This is a genomic window from Inquilinus limosus, from assembly GCF_002195995.1.
Taxonomy (GTDB): domain Bacteria; phylum Pseudomonadota; class Alphaproteobacteria; order DSM-16000; family Inquilinaceae; genus Inquilinus; species Inquilinus limosus_C.
This window is the reverse complement of sequence record NZ_NHON01000118.1, coordinates 1-16,286: the sequence shown is the minus strand read 5'-3', so window position 1 is coordinate 16,286 and position 16,286 is coordinate 1. Positions and strand designations below refer to the sequence as shown.

Annotated in this window: 16 protein-coding genes; 5 read left to right on the top strand and 11 right to left on the bottom strand. The window is 69.6% G+C overall.

The window, feature by feature from the left end:
• The 3 genes from BWR60_RS32350 to recA all read right to left on the bottom strand — a co-directional run.
• Window positions 1-549 (bottom strand): NYN domain-containing protein (locus tag BWR60_RS32350; RefSeq protein ID WP_144445837.1); only part of this gene is annotated, 549 nt, incomplete at its 3' end.
• Window positions 550-630: 81 nt separating this feature from the next.
• On the bottom strand, window positions 631-1,983 hold the full coding sequence (gltX, locus tag BWR60_RS32345) for a glutamate--tRNA ligase (RefSeq protein ID WP_230983254.1): 1,353 nt from the start codon (window positions 1,981-1,983) through the stop codon (window positions 631-633).
• A 107-nt stretch (window positions 1,984-2,090) separates the two neighbouring features.
• Window positions 2,091-3,173: a recombinase RecA gene (gene recA, locus BWR60_RS32340; protein ID WP_088156811.1), complete on the bottom strand. Its 1,083-nt coding sequence runs from the start codon at window positions 3,171-3,173 to the stop codon at window positions 2,091-2,093.
• Window positions 3,174-3,341: 168 nt separating this feature from the next.
• Here recA and BWR60_RS32335 point away from each other — a divergent pair, with 168 nt between their 5' ends.
• Window positions 3,342-4,208 (top strand): AraC family transcriptional regulator, encoded by an 867-nt coding sequence (locus BWR60_RS32335; protein ID WP_088156809.1) that lies wholly within the window; start codon window positions 3,342-3,344, stop codon window positions 4,206-4,208.
• 58 nt (window positions 4,209-4,266) lie between these two features.
• Here the strand turns inward: BWR60_RS32335 and BWR60_RS32330 are convergent, their stop codons facing one another.
• The 4 genes from BWR60_RS32330 to BWR60_RS36650 form a co-directional block, all read right to left on the bottom strand.
• A complete protein-coding gene (locus tag BWR60_RS32330) occupies window positions 4,267-6,696 on the bottom strand; it encodes a calcium-binding protein (protein ID WP_088156807.1) in 2,430 nt (809 codons plus the stop codon).
• Between the two features lie 209 nt (window positions 6,697-6,905).
• The gene (locus BWR60_RS32325; RefSeq protein ID WP_088156805.1) at window positions 6,906-7,559 is read right to left on the bottom strand and encodes a hypothetical protein; all 654 of its coding nucleotides are present in this window, start codon (window positions 7,557-7,559) and stop codon (window positions 6,906-6,908) included.
• 230 nt (window positions 7,560-7,789) lie between these two features.
• Window positions 7,790-8,209, bottom strand: a complete 420-nt coding sequence (gene dksA, locus BWR60_RS32320; protein WP_088156803.1) for an RNA polymerase-binding protein DksA — start codon at window positions 8,207-8,209, stop codon at window positions 7,790-7,792.
• Window positions 8,210-8,581: 372 nt separating this feature from the next.
• Entirely contained in the window at window positions 8,582-9,247 is a 666-nt protein-coding gene (locus tag BWR60_RS36650) for a hypothetical protein (RefSeq protein ID WP_144445836.1), read from the bottom strand.
• A gap of 165 nt (window positions 9,248-9,412) precedes the next feature.
• Here BWR60_RS36650 and BWR60_RS36645 point away from each other — a divergent pair, with 165 nt between their 5' ends.
• A complete protein-coding gene (locus tag BWR60_RS36645) occupies window positions 9,413-10,426 on the top strand; it encodes a DUF4424 domain-containing protein (RefSeq protein WP_218823776.1) in 1,014 nt (337 codons plus the stop codon).
• A 12-nt stretch (window positions 10,427-10,438) separates the two neighbouring features.
• On the opposite strand, the gene BWR60_RS32310 is transcribed toward BWR60_RS36645, so the two are convergent.
• From BWR60_RS32310 to BWR60_RS32295, 4 genes are all read right to left on the bottom strand, one after another.
• Entirely contained in the window at window positions 10,439-10,867 is a 429-nt protein-coding gene (locus tag BWR60_RS32310; RefSeq protein ID WP_088156799.1) for a periplasmic heavy metal sensor, read from the bottom strand.
• Window positions 10,868-11,142: 275 nt separating this feature from the next.
• Complete coding sequence (locus BWR60_RS37390) at window positions 11,143-11,556, bottom strand: hypothetical protein (RefSeq protein ID WP_088156797.1); 414 nt, start codon at window positions 11,554-11,556, stop codon at window positions 11,143-11,145.
• A 1-nt stretch (window position 11,557) separates the two neighbouring features.
• On the bottom strand, window positions 11,558-12,118 hold the full coding sequence (locus tag BWR60_RS32300; protein ID WP_088156795.1) for an RNA polymerase sigma factor: 561 nt from the start codon (window positions 12,116-12,118) through the stop codon (window positions 11,558-11,560).
• Window positions 12,119-12,121: 3 nt separating this feature from the next.
• A complete protein-coding gene (locus BWR60_RS32295) occupies window positions 12,122-12,565 on the bottom strand; it encodes an EF-hand domain-containing protein (RefSeq protein ID WP_088156793.1) in 444 nt (147 codons plus the stop codon).
• A gap of 82 nt (window positions 12,566-12,647) precedes the next feature.
• Between BWR60_RS32295 and BWR60_RS32290 the strand changes: the two genes are divergently transcribed.
• The 3 genes from BWR60_RS32290 (at window position 12,648) to BWR60_RS32280 (ending at window position 16,090) form a co-directional block, all read left to right on the top strand.
• Complete coding sequence (locus tag BWR60_RS32290) at window positions 12,648-13,577, top strand: YgfZ/GcvT domain-containing protein (RefSeq protein WP_230983253.1); 930 nt, start codon at window positions 12,648-12,650, stop codon at window positions 13,575-13,577.
• An 85-nt stretch (window positions 13,578-13,662) separates the two neighbouring features.
• A complete protein-coding gene (locus BWR60_RS32285) occupies window positions 13,663-14,481 on the top strand; it encodes a c-type cytochrome (protein ID WP_088156791.1) in 819 nt (272 codons plus the stop codon).
• 220 nt (window positions 14,482-14,701) lie between these two features.
• On the top strand, window positions 14,702-16,090 hold the full coding sequence (locus tag BWR60_RS32280; RefSeq protein ID WP_088156789.1) for a dipeptidase: 1,389 nt from the start codon (window positions 14,702-14,704) through the stop codon (window positions 16,088-16,090).
• Window positions 16,091-16,286: the final 196 nt, after the last annotated feature.

The window sequence follows — 16,286 nt, the reverse complement described above, 5'->3', positions numbered from 1 at the left end:
CCGCAGCGCCGGGGCGGCCGGCCGAGCCGCCGGCACCGCCGCGGTCGGGCGGATCTCGGCCCGCGCCGGGACCGGGCGGCCGAGCATCGCGCAATCGACGAAGCGGTCGCATTCCGACTGGAACAGCGGGTCCATCCGGCGGCCGGGGCCGATGGCGATCACCTTCTTGCCGTGGCGGCGCAGGCTGCGGACCAGCGGCAGCAGCGCCGCGCTGCCGGTCACCAGCACCACCGTGTCGATGCCGCGCTCCAGCAGCGCCAGCTCCATGGCATCGACGACAAGGCGCAGCGAGGCGGCGTCGCGGCCCGGCTCGATCTCGGTGGTCTGCACCTGGTCGAAGCCGTGGCGGTGGGCGACGCTGCGCAGGTCGGACAGCGCCGCCCAATCGGCATAGGCGATGCGGCGGGCCGGGCGGCAGACGGTGCCGAGCGCGCCGAGGATGCGCGCGAGGTCCTCGGGGTCGCCGCCGGGCAGCGACGCCACATCGAGGAAGACCGCGGCCACCGGCAGCGCCGGGGTGTCCTGGGTAGGCAATGTCTCGTCGGTCATATCGGGTTCTTACTCCGGACCGCAGGTCGGCGCCAAGGGGGGTAGGATTAAGTTTTATGCAAGTTTTAGCATCGCGGGGCGTCAGGCCGCAGGACCGGAGAGCCGGGCCAGCGCCCGATCCCGCCCGATCAGCGGCAAGAGGCCGCGCAGCTCCGGACCATGGTCGAGGCCGGTCAGGGCCAGGCGCAGGGTCAGGAACAGCGGCTTGCCCTTGACGCCGGTGCGGTCCCGCACCGCCGCCGTCCATTCGCCCCAGGTCGCGTCGGTCCAGGGCTCCGGCGGCAGCAGCCCGGCCGCGGCGGACAACAGATCGGCGTCGGCGACGACCGGCGTGACCGGCCCGGTGACCACCTGCCACCAGCCGGCCGTATCATCGAGCCGCTGCAGGTTCGGGCGCAGCACCGACCAGGCGGCCTCGTCGATGGCGCCGAGGCCCAGCGCCGCCAGCCGGTCGCGCACCGCCGCAAAGGGCGTCTCGTGCAGGATGCGGCCGTTCAGCCGCTCCAGCTCGGCCGGGTCGAAGCGCGGGATGGTGCGGGAGAACTTGGCGAAGTCGAACTCGGCGACGAGGTCGCCGAGCGCCAGCCGCGGCTCGATCGGGTCGGAGGTGCCGAGCTTGGCCAGCAGGCTGGTCACCGCCATCGGCTCGATCCCCTCCTCCCGCAGGCTGCGCAGCGACAGGCTGCCGATCCGCTTGGACAGGCCGTGGCCCTCGGCATCGGCGATCAGCGAGAGATGGGCATAGTCCGGCGGCGTCGCGCCCAGCGCCTCGGCCAGCTGGATGTGCATGGCGGTGTTGGCGACATGATCCTCGCCGCGCACCACCAGGGTGATGCCCATGTCGATGTCATCGACCACCGAGCCGATGTGATAGAGCGGCCGCCCGTCCTCGCGCACCAGAACCGGGTCGGAGATGTCGCGGCCGTTGAAATGGACCCGGCCGCGGACCCTGTCGTCCCACTCGACCGGCGCATCCGCCATCCTGAAGCGCCAATAGGGCCGATGCCCCTCCCCCTCCAGCCGGGCGCGGTCGGCATCGGTCAGGGCCAGCGCGGCGCGGTCGTAGAGCGGCGGCAGGCCGCGGGCCAGCAGGCTCTTGCGCTTGAGCTCCAGTTCCTCCGCCGTCTCGTAGCAGGGATAGAGCCGGCCGGCCGCCTTCAGCCGGTCGAGCGCGTCCCGATAGCGATCCGTGCGGTCGGACTGGCGGGCGAAGCCATCCCAATGCAGGCCGAGCCAGCGCAGATCCTGCTCGATCGCCGCGGCGAATTCGGCGCTGCCTCGCTCGGTGTCGGTGTCGTCGAGCCGCAGCAGGAAGCGTCCGCCGGTGGCGCGGGCGGCGAGCCAGCACACCAGCGCGGTGCGGACATTGCCGACATGCAGCAGGCCGGTCGGGCTCGGGGCGAAGCGGGTGATGATCGGGGTGGAAGTCGGCACGTCGGTCATGGGCGGGGAGATAGCACGATCGGGCCGGGAACGGAAAAGGCCCGGTCTCCCGGGCCTTTCCGTCGTGGTGACTGACTCCGGTCAGAGACCGGCGACGATCACTCGTCGCCGCCGTCGCCGTCGCTCTCGGCACCGCCGCCGGCAGTCATCATGCGGTCCGAGACCAGCCCGGCATTGGCCCGGATCTTGGCTTCGATCACCTTCGCCGTCTCGGGATTGTCGCGCAGGAAGATCTTGGCGTTCTCGCGGCCCTGGCCGATGCGCTGGCCGTCATGGGAGAACCAGGCGCCCGACTTCTCCACCACCCCGGCCTGGACGCCGAGGTCGAGCAGTTCGCCGGTCTTCGACACGCCCTCGCCATACATGATGTCGAACTCGACGGCGCGGAACGGCGGCGCCAGCTTGTTCTTCACCACCTTGACCCGGGTCTGGTTGCCGGTGACGGTCTCGCGGTCCTTGATCGCGCCGATGCGGCGGATGTCGAGCCGGATCGAGGAGTAGAACTTCAGCGCGTTGCCGCCCGTCGTCGTCTCCGGGTTGCCGAACATCACGCCGATCTTCAGGCGGATCTGGTTGATGAAGATCACCATGGTGTTCGACCGCGCGATCGAGCCGGTGAGCTTGCGCATCGCCTGGCTCATCAGCCGGGCCTGCAGGCCGGGCTGGTTGTCGCCCATCTCGCCCTCGAGCTCGGCCCGCGGCACCAGCGCCGCCACCGAATCGATGACGATGACGTCGATCGCGCCGGAGCGGACCAGCGTGTCGGTGATCTCCAGCGCCTGCTCGCCGGCATCGGGCTGGGAGATCAGCAGCTCGTCGATGTTGACGCCGAGCTTGCGGGCATAGGTCGGGTCGAGCGCATGCTCGGCATCGACATAGGCGCAGGTGCCGCCGACCTTCTGCGCCTCGGCCACCGCATGCAGCGCCAGCGTGGTCTTGCCGGAGCTTTCCGGCCCGTAGATCTCGACGATGCGGCCCTTCGGCAGGCCGCCGATGCCGAGCGCGATATCGAGGCCCAGCGATCCGGTCGAGATCACCTCCGTCTCGATCTGGGGCCGCGCCCCGAGCTTCATCACCGAGCCCTTGCCGAAGGCCCGTTCGATCTGGGTCAGGGCGGCTTCCAGCGCCTTGGTCTTGTCCATCGGGGCCCTTTCGACAACACGGAGAGTCGGGATCGACATCACCTGCCCTTTCCAGTTGCATGGCGCCATGCGCCGCGTCAATGCAGCACTTGTACACGTTTTGTTCCTACCAAGCAAGACCCGCGCGACGCGGGCCCTTCCGCGGCCGCGGCTTCGCAAGCAGGATCAATCCGCTTCGGGCTAGTACGGGGTCAGGAGAACGAACCGATGCCGAAGGACGCCACGCTCGACCGCCACCTCGCCCGCATCCAGCGGGTGATCGACCACATCGTCGCCCATCTCGACGACCCGATCGACCTGGACCAGTTGGCCGGGGTGGCCTGCTTCTCGCCCTACCACTTCCACCGGGCCTACCGGTACCTGCTGGGCGAGACGGTGGCGGACACGGTGCGCCGGCTGCGGCTGCACCGCGCCGCCGGCACCCTGCTGGACAGCGAGACGGCGGTGGCCCGCATCGCGCAGCGGGCGGGCTACGGCAGCGCCGCCGCCTTCAGCCGCGCCTTCGCCGAACGCTACGGCCGCCCGCCGGCGGCCTATCGCGGCACGCGCCGGTCGTTCCCCTTCGACTCACCCGAAGGAGAGACAGCCATGCCCGACGTGACCTACCGCACCCTGGCGCCGATTCGCGTCGCCGCCGTCCGCCATGTCGGCCCCTATATGGAGGTCGGCCGCAGCTTCGACATCCTGATGTCCTGGGCCCGTGCCCGCCAGCTGCTGCGCCCGGGCGCCCGCAGCCTGGGCATCTATTACGACGATCCGGCGGCGGTGGCGCCCGCCGATCTCCGCTCCGACGCCTGCCTGGAGATCCCCGAGGGCGTCGCCGGCGAAAGCGAGGTCGTGCTCCGCACCGTCGCCGGCGGGCCACACGCGGTGCTGCGCCACACCGGCCCCTATGCCGAGCTGGAGCGGTCCTATGCCTGGCTGTACCGGACCTGGCTGCCGACCAGCGGCGCCGAGCCGGCGGAGACGCCGATCTTCGAGGAATACCTGAACGACCCGCGCAGCACCCCGCCGGCCGAGCTGATCACCGACATCCACCTGCCGATCCGGACGATCCCGGAAGGGCGAGGATGACGTTGCCGCGAGGCAGCCGACCGGGCCGAGCCCGGTCCGGTCGGCCAGCCCGGATCCGCTAGAGGACGAAGTCCGATGCCGAGAGAGACTTCGCATTCGTCTCGACGGCGATGGTGAAGTCGGCCTGCCGATCGCCGTTCACGTCGCCGGCAACGATCAGAACGCCTCCTTCGGCGAAGTACCGCAACTGCCCTCCCCCGCCGGAGAACCCGGCGGTGCCGACGAACCTGAACGCCTGGTCGCCCCCCACAGCGGTATTGGCATCAATTTCCGACAGGTCAATCTGGTCGCCGTCCCACAGAAAATCCACGATGCGGTCGCGTGTGGCGGCAGTGACGCCGCTGTCGGCGGCGTCCTCGTACACAAAAAGATCCGCACCGGAGCCGCCGACCAGCACGTCGGCTCCCGCCCCTCCTTCCACCAGATCGTTCCCCCGGCCACCGGAGAGCAAGTCGCCGCCGGCGCCGCCAGAGAGCCAATTGCTGTTGCCGTCTCCGGTCAGGAAATCATTGAAATCCGATCCGATCAGATCGGTGATCTGATACAGCTTGTCTCCCACCGCATCGCCACCACCCAGGGCACCGGTTGCAAGATTGATCGATACGGCGGATGACGACTCGGAGTAGGACGCCGCATTGAAGCCCGCCCCGCCGAAGAGTGAATCCGCGCCGGCTCCGCCTTCCAGCACATCATTCCCATTACCGCCGGCAATATAGTCGAGCCCGGCGCCACCCGAGAGCCAGTTGTTGCCGGCGTCTCCGAGCAGAGAATCGTTGAAATCCGATCCAATCAGGTTGCCGATCTGGTACAGCTTGTCACCTTTCGCATCATCTCCACCGAGTCCTCCGGTCGCGAGATTGACCGAGACTGCTGATGATGCTTCGGAATAGGATGCGGTGTTGGATCCGGCGCCCCCATAAAGCGTGTCGGCCCCGGCGCCTCCTTCCAATACATCGTTCCCGTCGCCGCCGCTGAGAAGGTCGCTGCCCGCGCCGCCGAAAAGCCAGTTGCTGCCGGCGTCGCCGGTCAGGAAATCATTGAAGCTGGACCCCGTCAGATCCGTGATCTGGAACAGCTTGTCGCCTTCGGCATCGCCGGCGCCCAGGATGCCGGTGGCGAGATTGACCGCGACCGCGGATCCAGAGCCCGCATAGGACGCCGTGTTGAAGCCGGCCCCGCCATAGAGGGTGTCCGCACCGCCGCCGCCCTCGAGCACATCGTTCCCGGCCTCACCCAGCAACGTGTCGACGCCCTCGCCCCCTTCCAGCCAATCATTCCCGTTGCCGCCGGCGAGCAGATCCCTGCCGGCTCCGCCGGAGAGCCAGTTGCCGCCTACGTCGCCGGTCAGGAAGTCGTTGAAGTCGGATCCGATCAGATCCGTGATCTGATACAGCCTGTCCCCCTGCGCGTCGCCAGCGCCCAGGACCCGGGTCGCCAGGTTGACCGCAACCCCGGATGACGATTCGCTATAGGAGGCCGCGTTGAACCCCTCTCCGCCATAAAGCGTATCCGCTCCGGCACCACCGTTGAGCAGATCGTTCCCGCCTTCGCCCAGCAACGTGTCGGAACCCGTCCCGCCTTTCAGGGTGTCATCCCCGTTGCCGCCGGCCAGCAAGTCACCGCCGGCGCCGCCGGAAAGCCAATTTTTCCCGGCGTTCCCGGTCAGGAAGTCATTGAAGTCGGATCCGATCAGGTCCGAGATCTGATACAGCTTATCGCCTTCGGCATCGCCGGCACCCAAGACGCCGGTCGCGAGGTTGACCGCGATCCCAGATGACGACCCGCTATAGGACGCGGCGTTGACCCCGGTCCCGCCATACAGCGCGTCCGCGCCCGCACCGCCGCTCAACAGATCGTCGCCCGCATTTCCCACGAGGATATCGTTACCGGCTTCTCCATAGAGAAAGTTGCCGGCGTCGTTCCCGACCAGCGTGTCAGCGAAATCGGACCCGACCACGTCGGTGATCCGAATCAAGGTGTCACCGTCCGCGTCGCCATACAAAGCGCGGCCCTGGGTCAGATCGACCGAAACTCCATGAGACGATCCCGCATAAAAGACGATGTTGTAGCCGTTGCCGCCATCGAGAAGGTCCGCTCCCGCCCCCCCTATCAGCGCATCGTCACCATCGCCACCCGTCAGCCTGTCGTTGCCGTCCAGCCCATACAGCCAGTTGTCACCGCTGTCGCCGATCAGCGTGTCGTTCCAGTCGCTGCCTTCGAGATCCTCGATTCCGGTCAGCGTATCGCCCTGGGCTTCGCCCCCTGCCGCCGTGTGATTGGCCAGGCTGATGGCCACGCCCGCCGCGGAGGTATAGTAGGAGGCGAGGTCGGTGCCGGCGCCGCCGTCCAGGACATCGGCACCGGCGCCGCCGATCAGCAGGTCGTCGCCGCCGAGCCCCGACAGACGATCATTGCCATCGAGCCCGTCCAGCCGATTGTCGCCGGCGTCGCCGGTCAGAACGTCATCGGATTTGCTTCCCGCAACCATATTCCCCCTCCACAAAAGAAAAGACTATTTTCAGAAAATTGCTGACAACACGACAGACTCCGCCCCTGAACGGGCGCTGATTAGGACAGGAAGCTTGGGGGAAACGGGAGAAGAGCGCAAGAGCGCGAAACCAGCACAGGCCCTAACCGCGGACGACCGCCCCGGGGCATGCCCCGGAGTGGTCGCAAGCGGCGCCCGCCTGACGTTGATCAGAACGGGTAGGCGTCACCGGTCGGCAGCCGGTCCACGGCCAGGGGCAGGTTCTGACTGGGCTTGCAGGTCACCGCCCGCTGCCAGGACGGCGCCGCCGCGGTGGCGTAGGAGCCCACGGGCTGCGGGCCCGGGGCCGCGGCCGAGACCGGATTCGGGCCGGTCGGCACGTTGATCGTCTCATAGGACGGGACGCGCTGCGGCTGCGGACCGGCCGCCACCGGAACGGCGGCGAACGGGATATAGGTGTCGTCCGACTGATCCTCGATCGACGGCCCGCTGGCGGCGCGGCGGCCAGCCTTGCGGTCGCGCTTCGAGGACACCGGCGCCATCGCCACGACCGGACCCGGCAGCCGGGTGGCCGCGGCGGCCGGAACGGCGTAGGGCTGGCCGGCGGAGGTTCCCGGCGCGGCGACCGGGACCGCCCCCGGCGCCAGCACCACCGGCTGGCCCGGCGCCGCCGCCTCGGCCGGATAGCAGTTCGGCACCGGCAGGCACTGGAACGTCGCCCCCTTGCGGCCGTCGACCACGTCCTCGGCCTTGAACACGGCCAGGCGGTTGATCTGGGCGCATTGCGAATTGGCGTAGATGGCGGCCTGATCCGCACTGTTGATGAAACCCGCATAGTCGACACGGGTCTCCTTCGGCGCCACCGGATCAATCCCGCAGCCCGAGACGGCGAGAACGGCGGCGAAAAGCGCAGCGCCACGAAGCATCGAATACCCTCGATCTGAAAGCCCCTCGGCGTCACCCTAGCACGGACACGCAGCGAGGCGGAGATGCGAACAACGCCTTCCATCGAAGATGTGATCGGCGGCGAGCGAGAACACGCCTTTCGGCCAAGACCACAGTCGATAACGGCGCCTTTCGGCGCCGGGATCGCTCAATCGTCGCGGTGGGTGCGCTCCAGCCGCTCATGACGCTCCTGCGCCTCGAGGCTGAGGGTCGCGGTCGGCCGCGCCTCCAGCCGCTTCACGCCGATCGGCTCGCCCGTCTCCTCGCAGAAGCCGTAGGAGCCATCCTCGATCCGGCGCATCGCCGCGTCGATCTTGGACAGGAGCTTACGCTCGCGATCGCGGGTCCTGAGCTCGAGCGAGCGGTCAGTCTCGGCGGAGGCCCGATCGGTCAGATCCGGCTCCTGGATGCCGCCATCCTGCAGGCTGTTCAGGGTCGCGTTGGATTCGGCGAGGAGGTCGGCCCGCCACTTCAGAAGCTTGCGCCGAAAGTACTCCACCATCATCGGATTCATGAAGTCTTCATCATCCGACGGCCGATAATCCGGGGGCAGAAGCATCGCTGTCATCGCAACAACCACTCACTCTCTGACGTGCCGGCCTTCTTCCGAGCCTGGGCGGCGCGGAGTATAGGGAGACGCAGGATCGGAAACAATCGAAACGATGAGCGGGCCGTGCATTGCAACCCGCTGATTTTGTTGCATTTTAAAGACGACACAAGACCCGACGCTCCCTGAGGCCGCTTCGCTTCGCGGGATCAGGACGCTGCAACGCCGGTCCGGACGGACGGCAGATTGCGGCATGCGGCGCCCTGATAGCGCCGAACGGGGCGGGAACGCAAGGGGATCAGAGTGTGGCGAAACTCCGGCCGGTCCTGCACGGGGCAAAAACCGCCTTCCCGACGGTCGTTTCCGCCAGCCGCAATGGGCCGCCTGAGCCCGTCAGCGCGGCAGCCGGATGAAGCGGCCGAGGAAGATCACCAGGGCGCAGCCGACCGGGAACAGCATCTCGTTGACGCCGACGCCGACGATCCGCGCCAGCTCCGGCACCGCGCCGCCGGCCGCGATCGCCTGCCAGGTCAGGACGGTGATGGCACCGCCGAACATCAGGCCGGTCGCCGCCCCCGCCAGCAGGAACGGCGCCGGCCCCCTCACCTCCCGCTCGACCATCCGCCCCAGTGCCCAACCCAGCAGGCCGTATTCGACGGCCTTGAGCGCGGCGATGACGACCAGCGGCAGCGCGGCGGGCTGGCCTGCGGCGCCGAGCGATGCCGCCATCACTTTCTGGCCGGCATTGGCCGCCCCGATCGCGACGGGGGTGCAGACCGCGGCCAGGATCCCGGCCAGAGCCGCCCGCAGCTTGATCAGCACCGTGCCCATGCTGACGCCGAAGCAGACCAGGACGGACCAGGTGATGCCCTGCACCAGATCGGCCACGAACCGGGCGCCCGGGACCTGGCCGCCCGCCGACATCCGTGCCGACAGCACCAGGCCCTGCATGGCGAAGCCCAGGAGGATCGCCAGCCAGGCGATGCTGACGATCCGGCGCATGGTGCGGCCCGCGGCCGGGACGTCGTCGCGGCCGGGGGATGCAGTCTCGGAAGCCATGGGCGCCTCTGCGATGGTGCGGGTGTGCATGGCTTCTGCTTACGGCACCCGCCCGCCTGCGCCTGTTCCCGCGGGAACGCCGGCCCGGACGCCGCGGCATCGGTGCCTTGGAAATGCCGATCTGCGGCGCGACGATGCGGCCGATTCGACAGCCCGGAGCCGATCGTGACCGCCCGCCTGACCGCCCTGTCCCTCGGCCTCGCCGCCCTCCTCGTCCCGCTCGCCGCCGCGCAGGCCAATGATTCAACCGCCGAGCTCGCCGCCGGCGGCCTGGTGCTGACTAGGACCGACGACATCGAGATGCGGTCGGAGGACCTCTTCGTCTCGGCGAAGGAGATCCGGGTCACCTACCATTTCTTCAACCGGTCGGCCCGGGACAAGACGGTGACCGTCGCCTTCCCGATGCCGGACGTCACGCTGGACTTCATCGACGGCCTGACCGCCGTGCCGCATCCCGGCACGGAGAACTTCCTCGACTTCTCGACCAGGGCGGACGGCAAGCCGGTCTCGACCCAGGTCGAGGTCAAGGCCTTCGCCGACGACGTCGACCAGACGGCGCTGCTGCGCAAGCTGGGCGTGCCGCTGTATCCGGATATCGACTATGACGGCCTGACCGCGCTGCCGAAGGCCCAGCGAGACGAGCTGATCAAGCTCGGCCTCGCCACCATCAACGAGTTCGACGCCGGCAAGGGCTGGGAGCAGCACGTGGTCCCGACCTGGACGGTCAAGACCACCTATCATTTCGAGCAGACCTTCCCGGCCGGGCGCGAGGTGGTGATCGAGCACCGCTACACCCCCGCGACCGGCAGCGGCGTCGGCACCAGCCTGGCCTATCCCGATTCCGGGCCCGACAGCGGCTATGCCGAGGCCGTGCGCAAATACTGCGTCGACAAGAGCTTCCTGGCGGCGATCGAGCGGGCCCGAGTCGCCGCGAAGGCGGAGTTCGCGCCATTCGGCGACCAGCGCGTCTCCTACATCCTCAAGACCGGGGCGAACTGGGCCGGGCCGATCAAGGATTTCCGGCTGGTGGTCGACAAGGGCGACCCGCGCAACCTGGTCACCTTCTGCGGCGACGGGCTGAAGAAGATCTCGCCGACCCAGTTCGAGATACGCAAGACCGACTTCACCCCCGCCGCCGATCTCGACGTGCTGATCCTGACGCCGATGGGCAACCAGTAAGGCCCGAAGAGGCTAGAGCCGCCAGAGCGCGCTGCGCCGTTCCAGCATCTTCCGCCGCTGCTCGGCCGGCAGCTTCGGCATGATCTCGAGCGCCGTCCCCTCCACCACGTCACGCAGTTCCTTGAACTTGTCGCGCATCGCCGCCAGCCCCGCGGCCGCCTTGGCAGGGTCGTAGGGGTCGGCGGAGAGCGCCTCGTTCGATGCCGTGCGCAGCTGGCGCAGCTCCTTCCAGAGCGCGTCCGCCTCGGCCCGGCGCTGGTCGAGCAGATGGCCCAGCGCCGTGCGGTCGGGCTCCGGCAGCGTCGCCACGGCCTCGGCCAGCGCCGACGGGCCGGAGGACCGCGAATCCGATCGCCACCACCAGGTGCCGATCACGCCCAGCAGCAGGAGGTTGAGCGCGAGCGAGGCGACGAGGGCCCAGCGCCACGAGCTAGCCCGCATGCCTCACACTCCCTGTGCCCTGCGTCGCCTTGCGGCGAGGCGGATGCGGGGGCGGGACGCGAAAAGCGTAGCGGCACTACGGTCGAGCGGCCCGCCCCCGCAGGCGCCCGCCGCAAGACGGCCCGAAGGGTCGTCTTGGGGGGGGGGCCGGCGGGGGGGGGGNGTGCGTCGCCGCGCTTGCCCGATGCGCTGCATCGCGCCGCGCGCGGCTCCTGCCCTGCCGGTCTCTGGCGACGGCGCAGGGTACAGGGAGTGTGAGGCATGCGGGCTAACAGTCACGGCGTTCCTCCGAAGGGCGACGTGTCGTCGGCCAGGGCGTAGCCGAGGCCCGACGACCAGTCGTCATCGCTGGCCTGCACCGTCGGCACCATCGCGCCCAGATACACGCCCACCACCAGCGCCGCGGCGAAGGCGATCGCCGGCCGCCACGACAGAATCTCGGAAATCCAGCGGCGCGGCCGCGGCGCGGCGTCGAGGATGCGGCCCAGCATCGCCGCCGAGGGCGGCGCCACCCGCAGGTCGTTGAGGATCGAGGCCACCGCCCGGGCGTCGGCCATGGCGGATCGCGCCTCGGCCGAGGCCGCCAGCAGCGCCTCCGCGCCATCCTGGTCGGGCGCCGGCCACCGGTCGATCACCGGGCCGTGCCGGTCGAGCAGATCGAGGAATCGATCGAGCGTCATCTCGGCCATGTCACACCTCTCCCATCAGATCGGCCCGCTCCGCCGCCAAAGCCTGGCGGAGAGCGCGCCGGCCGCGCGCCAGCAGCGATTCGACCGCCTCGACGCCGACCCCCAGCGCCTCCCCGATCTCGCGATTGCCCTGGCCCTCATAGTGGCTGAGCAGGATGGCGGCGCGCTGGCGCTCGGGCAGCTGGGCCAGGGCTTCGGCCACCCGGCGCGAGACCCGGGCGCGCTGCAGCGCGGCCTCGGCGCCGGCGGCGGGGTCCGGCGGCTCCGGCACCGCGTCGAGCGCGACGGAAGGCTGCCGCCGCAGCCGGTCGATCGACCGGTTGTAGGTGACGCGGGTGAGCCAGGTCGAAACCGTGGCGCTGCCGTCCGGCCGCCAGCGCCCGGCCTCCTTCCACAGGGCCAGGAACGCGTCCTGGGCCACGTCCTCGGCATCGGCGCGGCTGCCCAGCATGCGCTGGGCGAAGGCGAGCAGACGCCCGAGATGCCGGTCGACCAGGCGGCGGCAGGCGGCGGCGTCTCCCGCCGCCACCGCCGCCACCAGGGCATCGTCGCTCTCGGCCACGCTTCAGTTGCGGTGGGTCTTGAGGTCATCGATCGACAGTTCACCCGTCTTGGCGGTGTCGCGGCGGTCGAAGCGGGCCAGGGCCGGCGCCTCGAATTCAGCCGCGGTCACCTTTCCATCCTTGTCGGCGTCGAGCTTGTCGAAACGCTGTTCCAGGCGGGGGCGGATCTGCGCGATCATGGCGTCGACATACTGCTCCTTGGTCAGCGCCCCGTCACCTGCCGTGTCGAGTTTCTTGAACCGCGCCTCCGACCAGGCCTGGACCTCCGTCCGCTCGATCTTGCCGTCCTTGTTGGTGTCGAGCTGACGGAAGAAGCCGCCGCGCCAGCCGCCCTGGGGGGCCCCTTCCTGGGCCGCCGCCATGACGGTGCCGCCGATGAGGGCGACCAGCGCGGACCCGACAATCCACTTCGTCTTCATGATGCTCTCGACATTGCGCACCGCCATGGGTGCCTGATGCTCCCTTCACGGCGCAGGGCGCCGCTTCCGTCGCAAGTCAGACTCACGGACGCTTGCGCGACCCCGGAACTTGGCCCACCTCTTGGAGCAGATGCCGTTCCGCAACCGGGCGAATGCCATGGCCGACTACACCTTCCTGGACCGCGACGTCCTGCGCCTGACGGGCGAGGACCGCGCCGCCTTCCTGCAGGGGCTGGTCTCCAACGACATGCGGAAGGTGGCGCCGGGCCGCGCCGTCTTCGCCGCCTTCCTGACGCCGCAGGGCAAGTATCTGCACGATTTCCACGTGGTGGCGCTGGGCGATGCCTGGCTGATCGACTGCGAGGCCGGGCGCGGCGCCGACCTGTTCCGGCGGCTGCGGATGTACCGGCTGCGCTCCAGGGTCGAGCTGGCCGACGTCACCGCCGACTGGGCGGTGGCGGCGATCCCGGGCGGAGCCGGGAACGCCGCTCTCGGCCTGCCGGACGAGCCGGGGGCGGCGCGCGCCCTGGCCGACGGCATCGCCCATGTCGACGCCCGGACGGCGGCGCTCGGCGCCCGGGCGCTGCTGCCGAAGGCCAGCGCCAAGGCCGCGCTGGAGGGCCTCGGCCTCACCGAGACCGGGCCGGAGGCCTGGGACCGGCTGCGCCTGGCCCTGGGCGTGCCCGACGGCACCCGCGACCTGGTGCCCGAGAAGACGGTGCTGCTGGAGGCGAACTACGATTCGCTGAATGCCATCGCCTGGGACAAGGGCTGCTACATGGGGCAGGAGCTGACCGCCCGCACCCGCTATCGCGGCCTCTTGAAGAAGCGGCTGGCGCCGGTGGAGCTGGACGGGCCGGCGCCGGAACCCGGCACGCCGATCCTGCGCGACGGGCGCGAGGCCGGCGAGATGCGGTCCAGCCGCGACGGCATCGGCCTGGCGCTGCTGCGGCTGGAGGCGCTGGAGGGCGATGCCGGGCCGCTGCTCGCGGGAGAAACCCCGGTCCGGCCGGCAACCCCGGCGGGAAAAGCCGCCTGACATCCTCCCGGCGCTGGCGACTCACCCCGGCGGCATGGTTTCCTATCCCCAACGCGGCGCATTCTCGCCGCGAGGGGAGGCAATCATGCGCATCTTTGCTGTCATCGGCCTGCTGCTGTGGGCCGTCACCGCCAGCGCTGCCGAGCCGGTGCTGGACCTGACCATCGGCGGCGAGAGCCGCCACTTCACCCGGGAGCAGCTTCTGGCCCGGCCGGATGCCGCGACGATCGAGGTGGCGAAGGACGCCATCTACGGCCGCGCCATGACCTATCGCGCCGTGCCGCTGGCGGGGCTGATCGCCGGGCTGACGCCGCCGCCCGGCACCGTGATCGAGGCGATCGCGACCGACGGCTACGCGGCGCAGCTGCCGGTCGACCAGATTCTCAGCACCGACCCGAAGACCGTGATCGCCTGGGTGGCGATCGAGCCGGCCGACGCCCCGTGGCCCAAGCTGCCGGAGAAGACGGTCAGCGCCGGCACCTTCTACCTGGTCTGGACCGGCGACCAGGCGGCGACGGTGCGCAGCGAGCAGTGGCCCTACCAGATGGCCAAGCTCGACACCCAGCCCTCCCCCGCCGCGCGCTGGCCGGAGCTGGCGGTCGACCCGGCCCTGCCGGCGGCCGACCCGATCCGCAGCGGCCAGACGCTGTTCGTCACCCAGTGCCTGGTCTGCCACAAATTCAGCGGCGCCGGGTCGGCCGATGTCGGGCCCGACCTGAACCGGCCGATGAACCCGACCCAGTACCTGACCGCGGCCGCGCTGCACGCCCTGATCCGCGACCCGGCCTCGGTGCGTGACTGGCCGGACCGTAAGATGCAGGGCTTCACGCCCGAGCAGATGAGCGATCGCGAGATCGACCAGGTCATCGGGTATCTGAAGCACATGGCGGACCGCAAAGGCTGACGCGGCCGGCTTTTAAGATCGTCTCCACGGCTTTTCCCGTCATGGCGAGGCGCGCAGCGCCGTGGCCATCCAGGGCCGCTCGCACTGGCCCCTGGATGGCCGCGCCCCTACGGGGCTCGCCATGACGGGTCAGTGGACCAGACCGAGACCTCCCCTCCCCTTTCCCGCCGCGTCCGATCTGCTCTAGGGTCGGTCCAACGAATTCCGGAGGAGTCTTTCCGTGAGCACGCTCGACCAGGTCCTGTCGGCGATCGACGCCGGCCTCGATTCCAGCCTCGACCGGCTGATGGCGTTCCTGCGCCTGCAGAGCATCTCGACCGACCCCGCCTACAAGGACCAGTGCCGCGCCGCCGCCGAATGGCTCGCGGCCGGCCTGGCCGATGCCGGCATCGCCGCCGAGGTGCGGCCGACCCCCGGCCACCCGATGGTGGTCGGCCACGCCGTCGCCGCCGGCCCCGGCCCGGAGGTGCTGTTCTACGGCCATTACGACGTGCAGCCGGTCGACCCGCTGGACCTGTGGCACGCCCCGCCCTTCGAGCCGCGGATCGAGACCGGGGCCGACGGCGTCAAGCGCATCCGCGCCCGCGGCGCCTCGGACGACAAGGGCCAGCTGATGACCTTCGTCGAGGCCTGCCGTGCCTGGAAGGCGGTGACCGGGTCGCTGCCGCTGCCGATCACCGTGTTCTTCGAGGGCGAGGAGGAATCGGGCAGCCCCAGCCTGAACCCGTTCCTGGAGGCCAACCGCGCGGAGCTGTCGAAAGACCTGGCGCTGATCTGCGACACCGGCATGTGGGACCCGAAGACGCCGGCGATCACCACCAGCCTGCGCGGCATGGTCTATGAGCAGGTGACGGTGACCGCGGCCAATCGCGACCTGCATTCCGGCATCTATGGCGGCTCCGCCCGCAACCCGATCCATGTGCTGACGCGGATCCTGGCCGATCTGCGCGACGAGGACGGCCGCATCACCGTGCCCGGCTTCTATGACGGCGTGCCGGAGGTGCCGACCCAGCTGAAGGCGCAATGGCAGTCGATGGGCTTCGACGAGGCGGAGTCGCTGGGCCAGATCGGCCTGTCGATTCCCGCCGGCGAGCGCGGCCGGCCGGCGCTGGAGCGGCTGTGGGCGCGGCCGACCTGCGACGTCAACGGCATCTGGGGCGGCTATACCGGCGAAGGCGCCAAGACGGTGATCCCGGCCAAGGCCTTCGCCAAGGTCTCGTTCCGGCTGGTCGGCGACCAGGACCCCGCGAAGATCCGCGACGCCTTCCACGACTTCGTGACGTCCCGCCTGCCGGCCGACTGCTCGGCCGAGTTCTGGTCGCGCGACGGCAGCCCGGCCCTGTCGCTGGCGATCGACAGCCCGGCCCTGACCCGCGCCCGCGCGGCGCTGCAGGACGAATGGGGCCGGCCGGCGATGCTGATCGGCTCCGGCGGCTCGATCCCGGTGGTCGGGTCGTTCAAGACGATCCTGGGCATGGATTCGGTGATGGTCGGCTTCGGCCTGGACGACGACCAGATCCACAGCCCGAACGAGAAATACGACCTGACCAGCTTCCACAAGGGCATCCGCTCCTGGGCGCGGATCCTGGCGGCGCTGGCGGAGAGGTAAGACTTTGGCAGCAGGTCGATATTCTCTTGTTGTCATCCTCGGGCTTGACCCACGGGTGTCCGGTTAAGAAAAGGTGGACATAGCGCACGGTGTTGATTCAGCTCGGGTTCAGGACGTTGGCGCGTCACCTGGACACGACCCGGAGCAACACCGTGCGGCATCACAATAGCGTGTTCCACGATCTGCTGAAGCGGGT

Bases quoted from the DNA above. Each gene is read 5' to 3' on its own strand.
- recA (WP_088156811.1), bottom strand. From the start codon at position 3,173: ATGTCGATCCCGACTCTCCGTGTTGTCGAAAGGGCCCCGATGGACAAG.
- BWR60_RS32335 (WP_088156809.1), top strand. From the start codon at position 3,342: ATGCCGAAGGACGCCACGCTCGACCGCCACCTCGCCCGCATCCAGCGG.
- BWR60_RS32330 (WP_088156807.1), bottom strand. From the start codon at position 6,696: ATGGTTGCGGGAAGCAAATCCGATGACGTTCTGACCGGCGACGCCGGC.
- dksA (WP_088156803.1), bottom strand. From the start codon at position 8,209: ATGACAGCGATGCTTCTGCCCCCGGATTATCGGCCGTCGGATGATGAA.
- BWR60_RS36650 (WP_144445836.1), bottom strand. From the start codon at position 9,247: ATGGCTTCCGAGACTGCATCCCCCGGCCGCGACGACGTCCCGGCCGCG.
- BWR60_RS32310 (WP_088156799.1), bottom strand. From the start codon at position 10,867: ATGCGGGCTAGCTCGTGGCGCTGGGCCCTCGTCGCCTCGCTCGCGCTC.
- BWR60_RS37390 (WP_088156797.1), bottom strand. From the start codon at position 11,556: ATGGCCGAGATGACGCTCGATCGATTCCTCGATCTGCTCGACCGGCAC.
- BWR60_RS32295 (WP_088156793.1), bottom strand. From the start codon at position 12,565: ATGGCGGTGCGCAATGTCGAGAGCATCATGAAGACGAAGTGGATTGTC.
- BWR60_RS32285 (WP_088156791.1), top strand. From the start codon at position 13,663: ATGCGCATCTTTGCTGTCATCGGCCTGCTGCTGTGGGCCGTCACCGCC.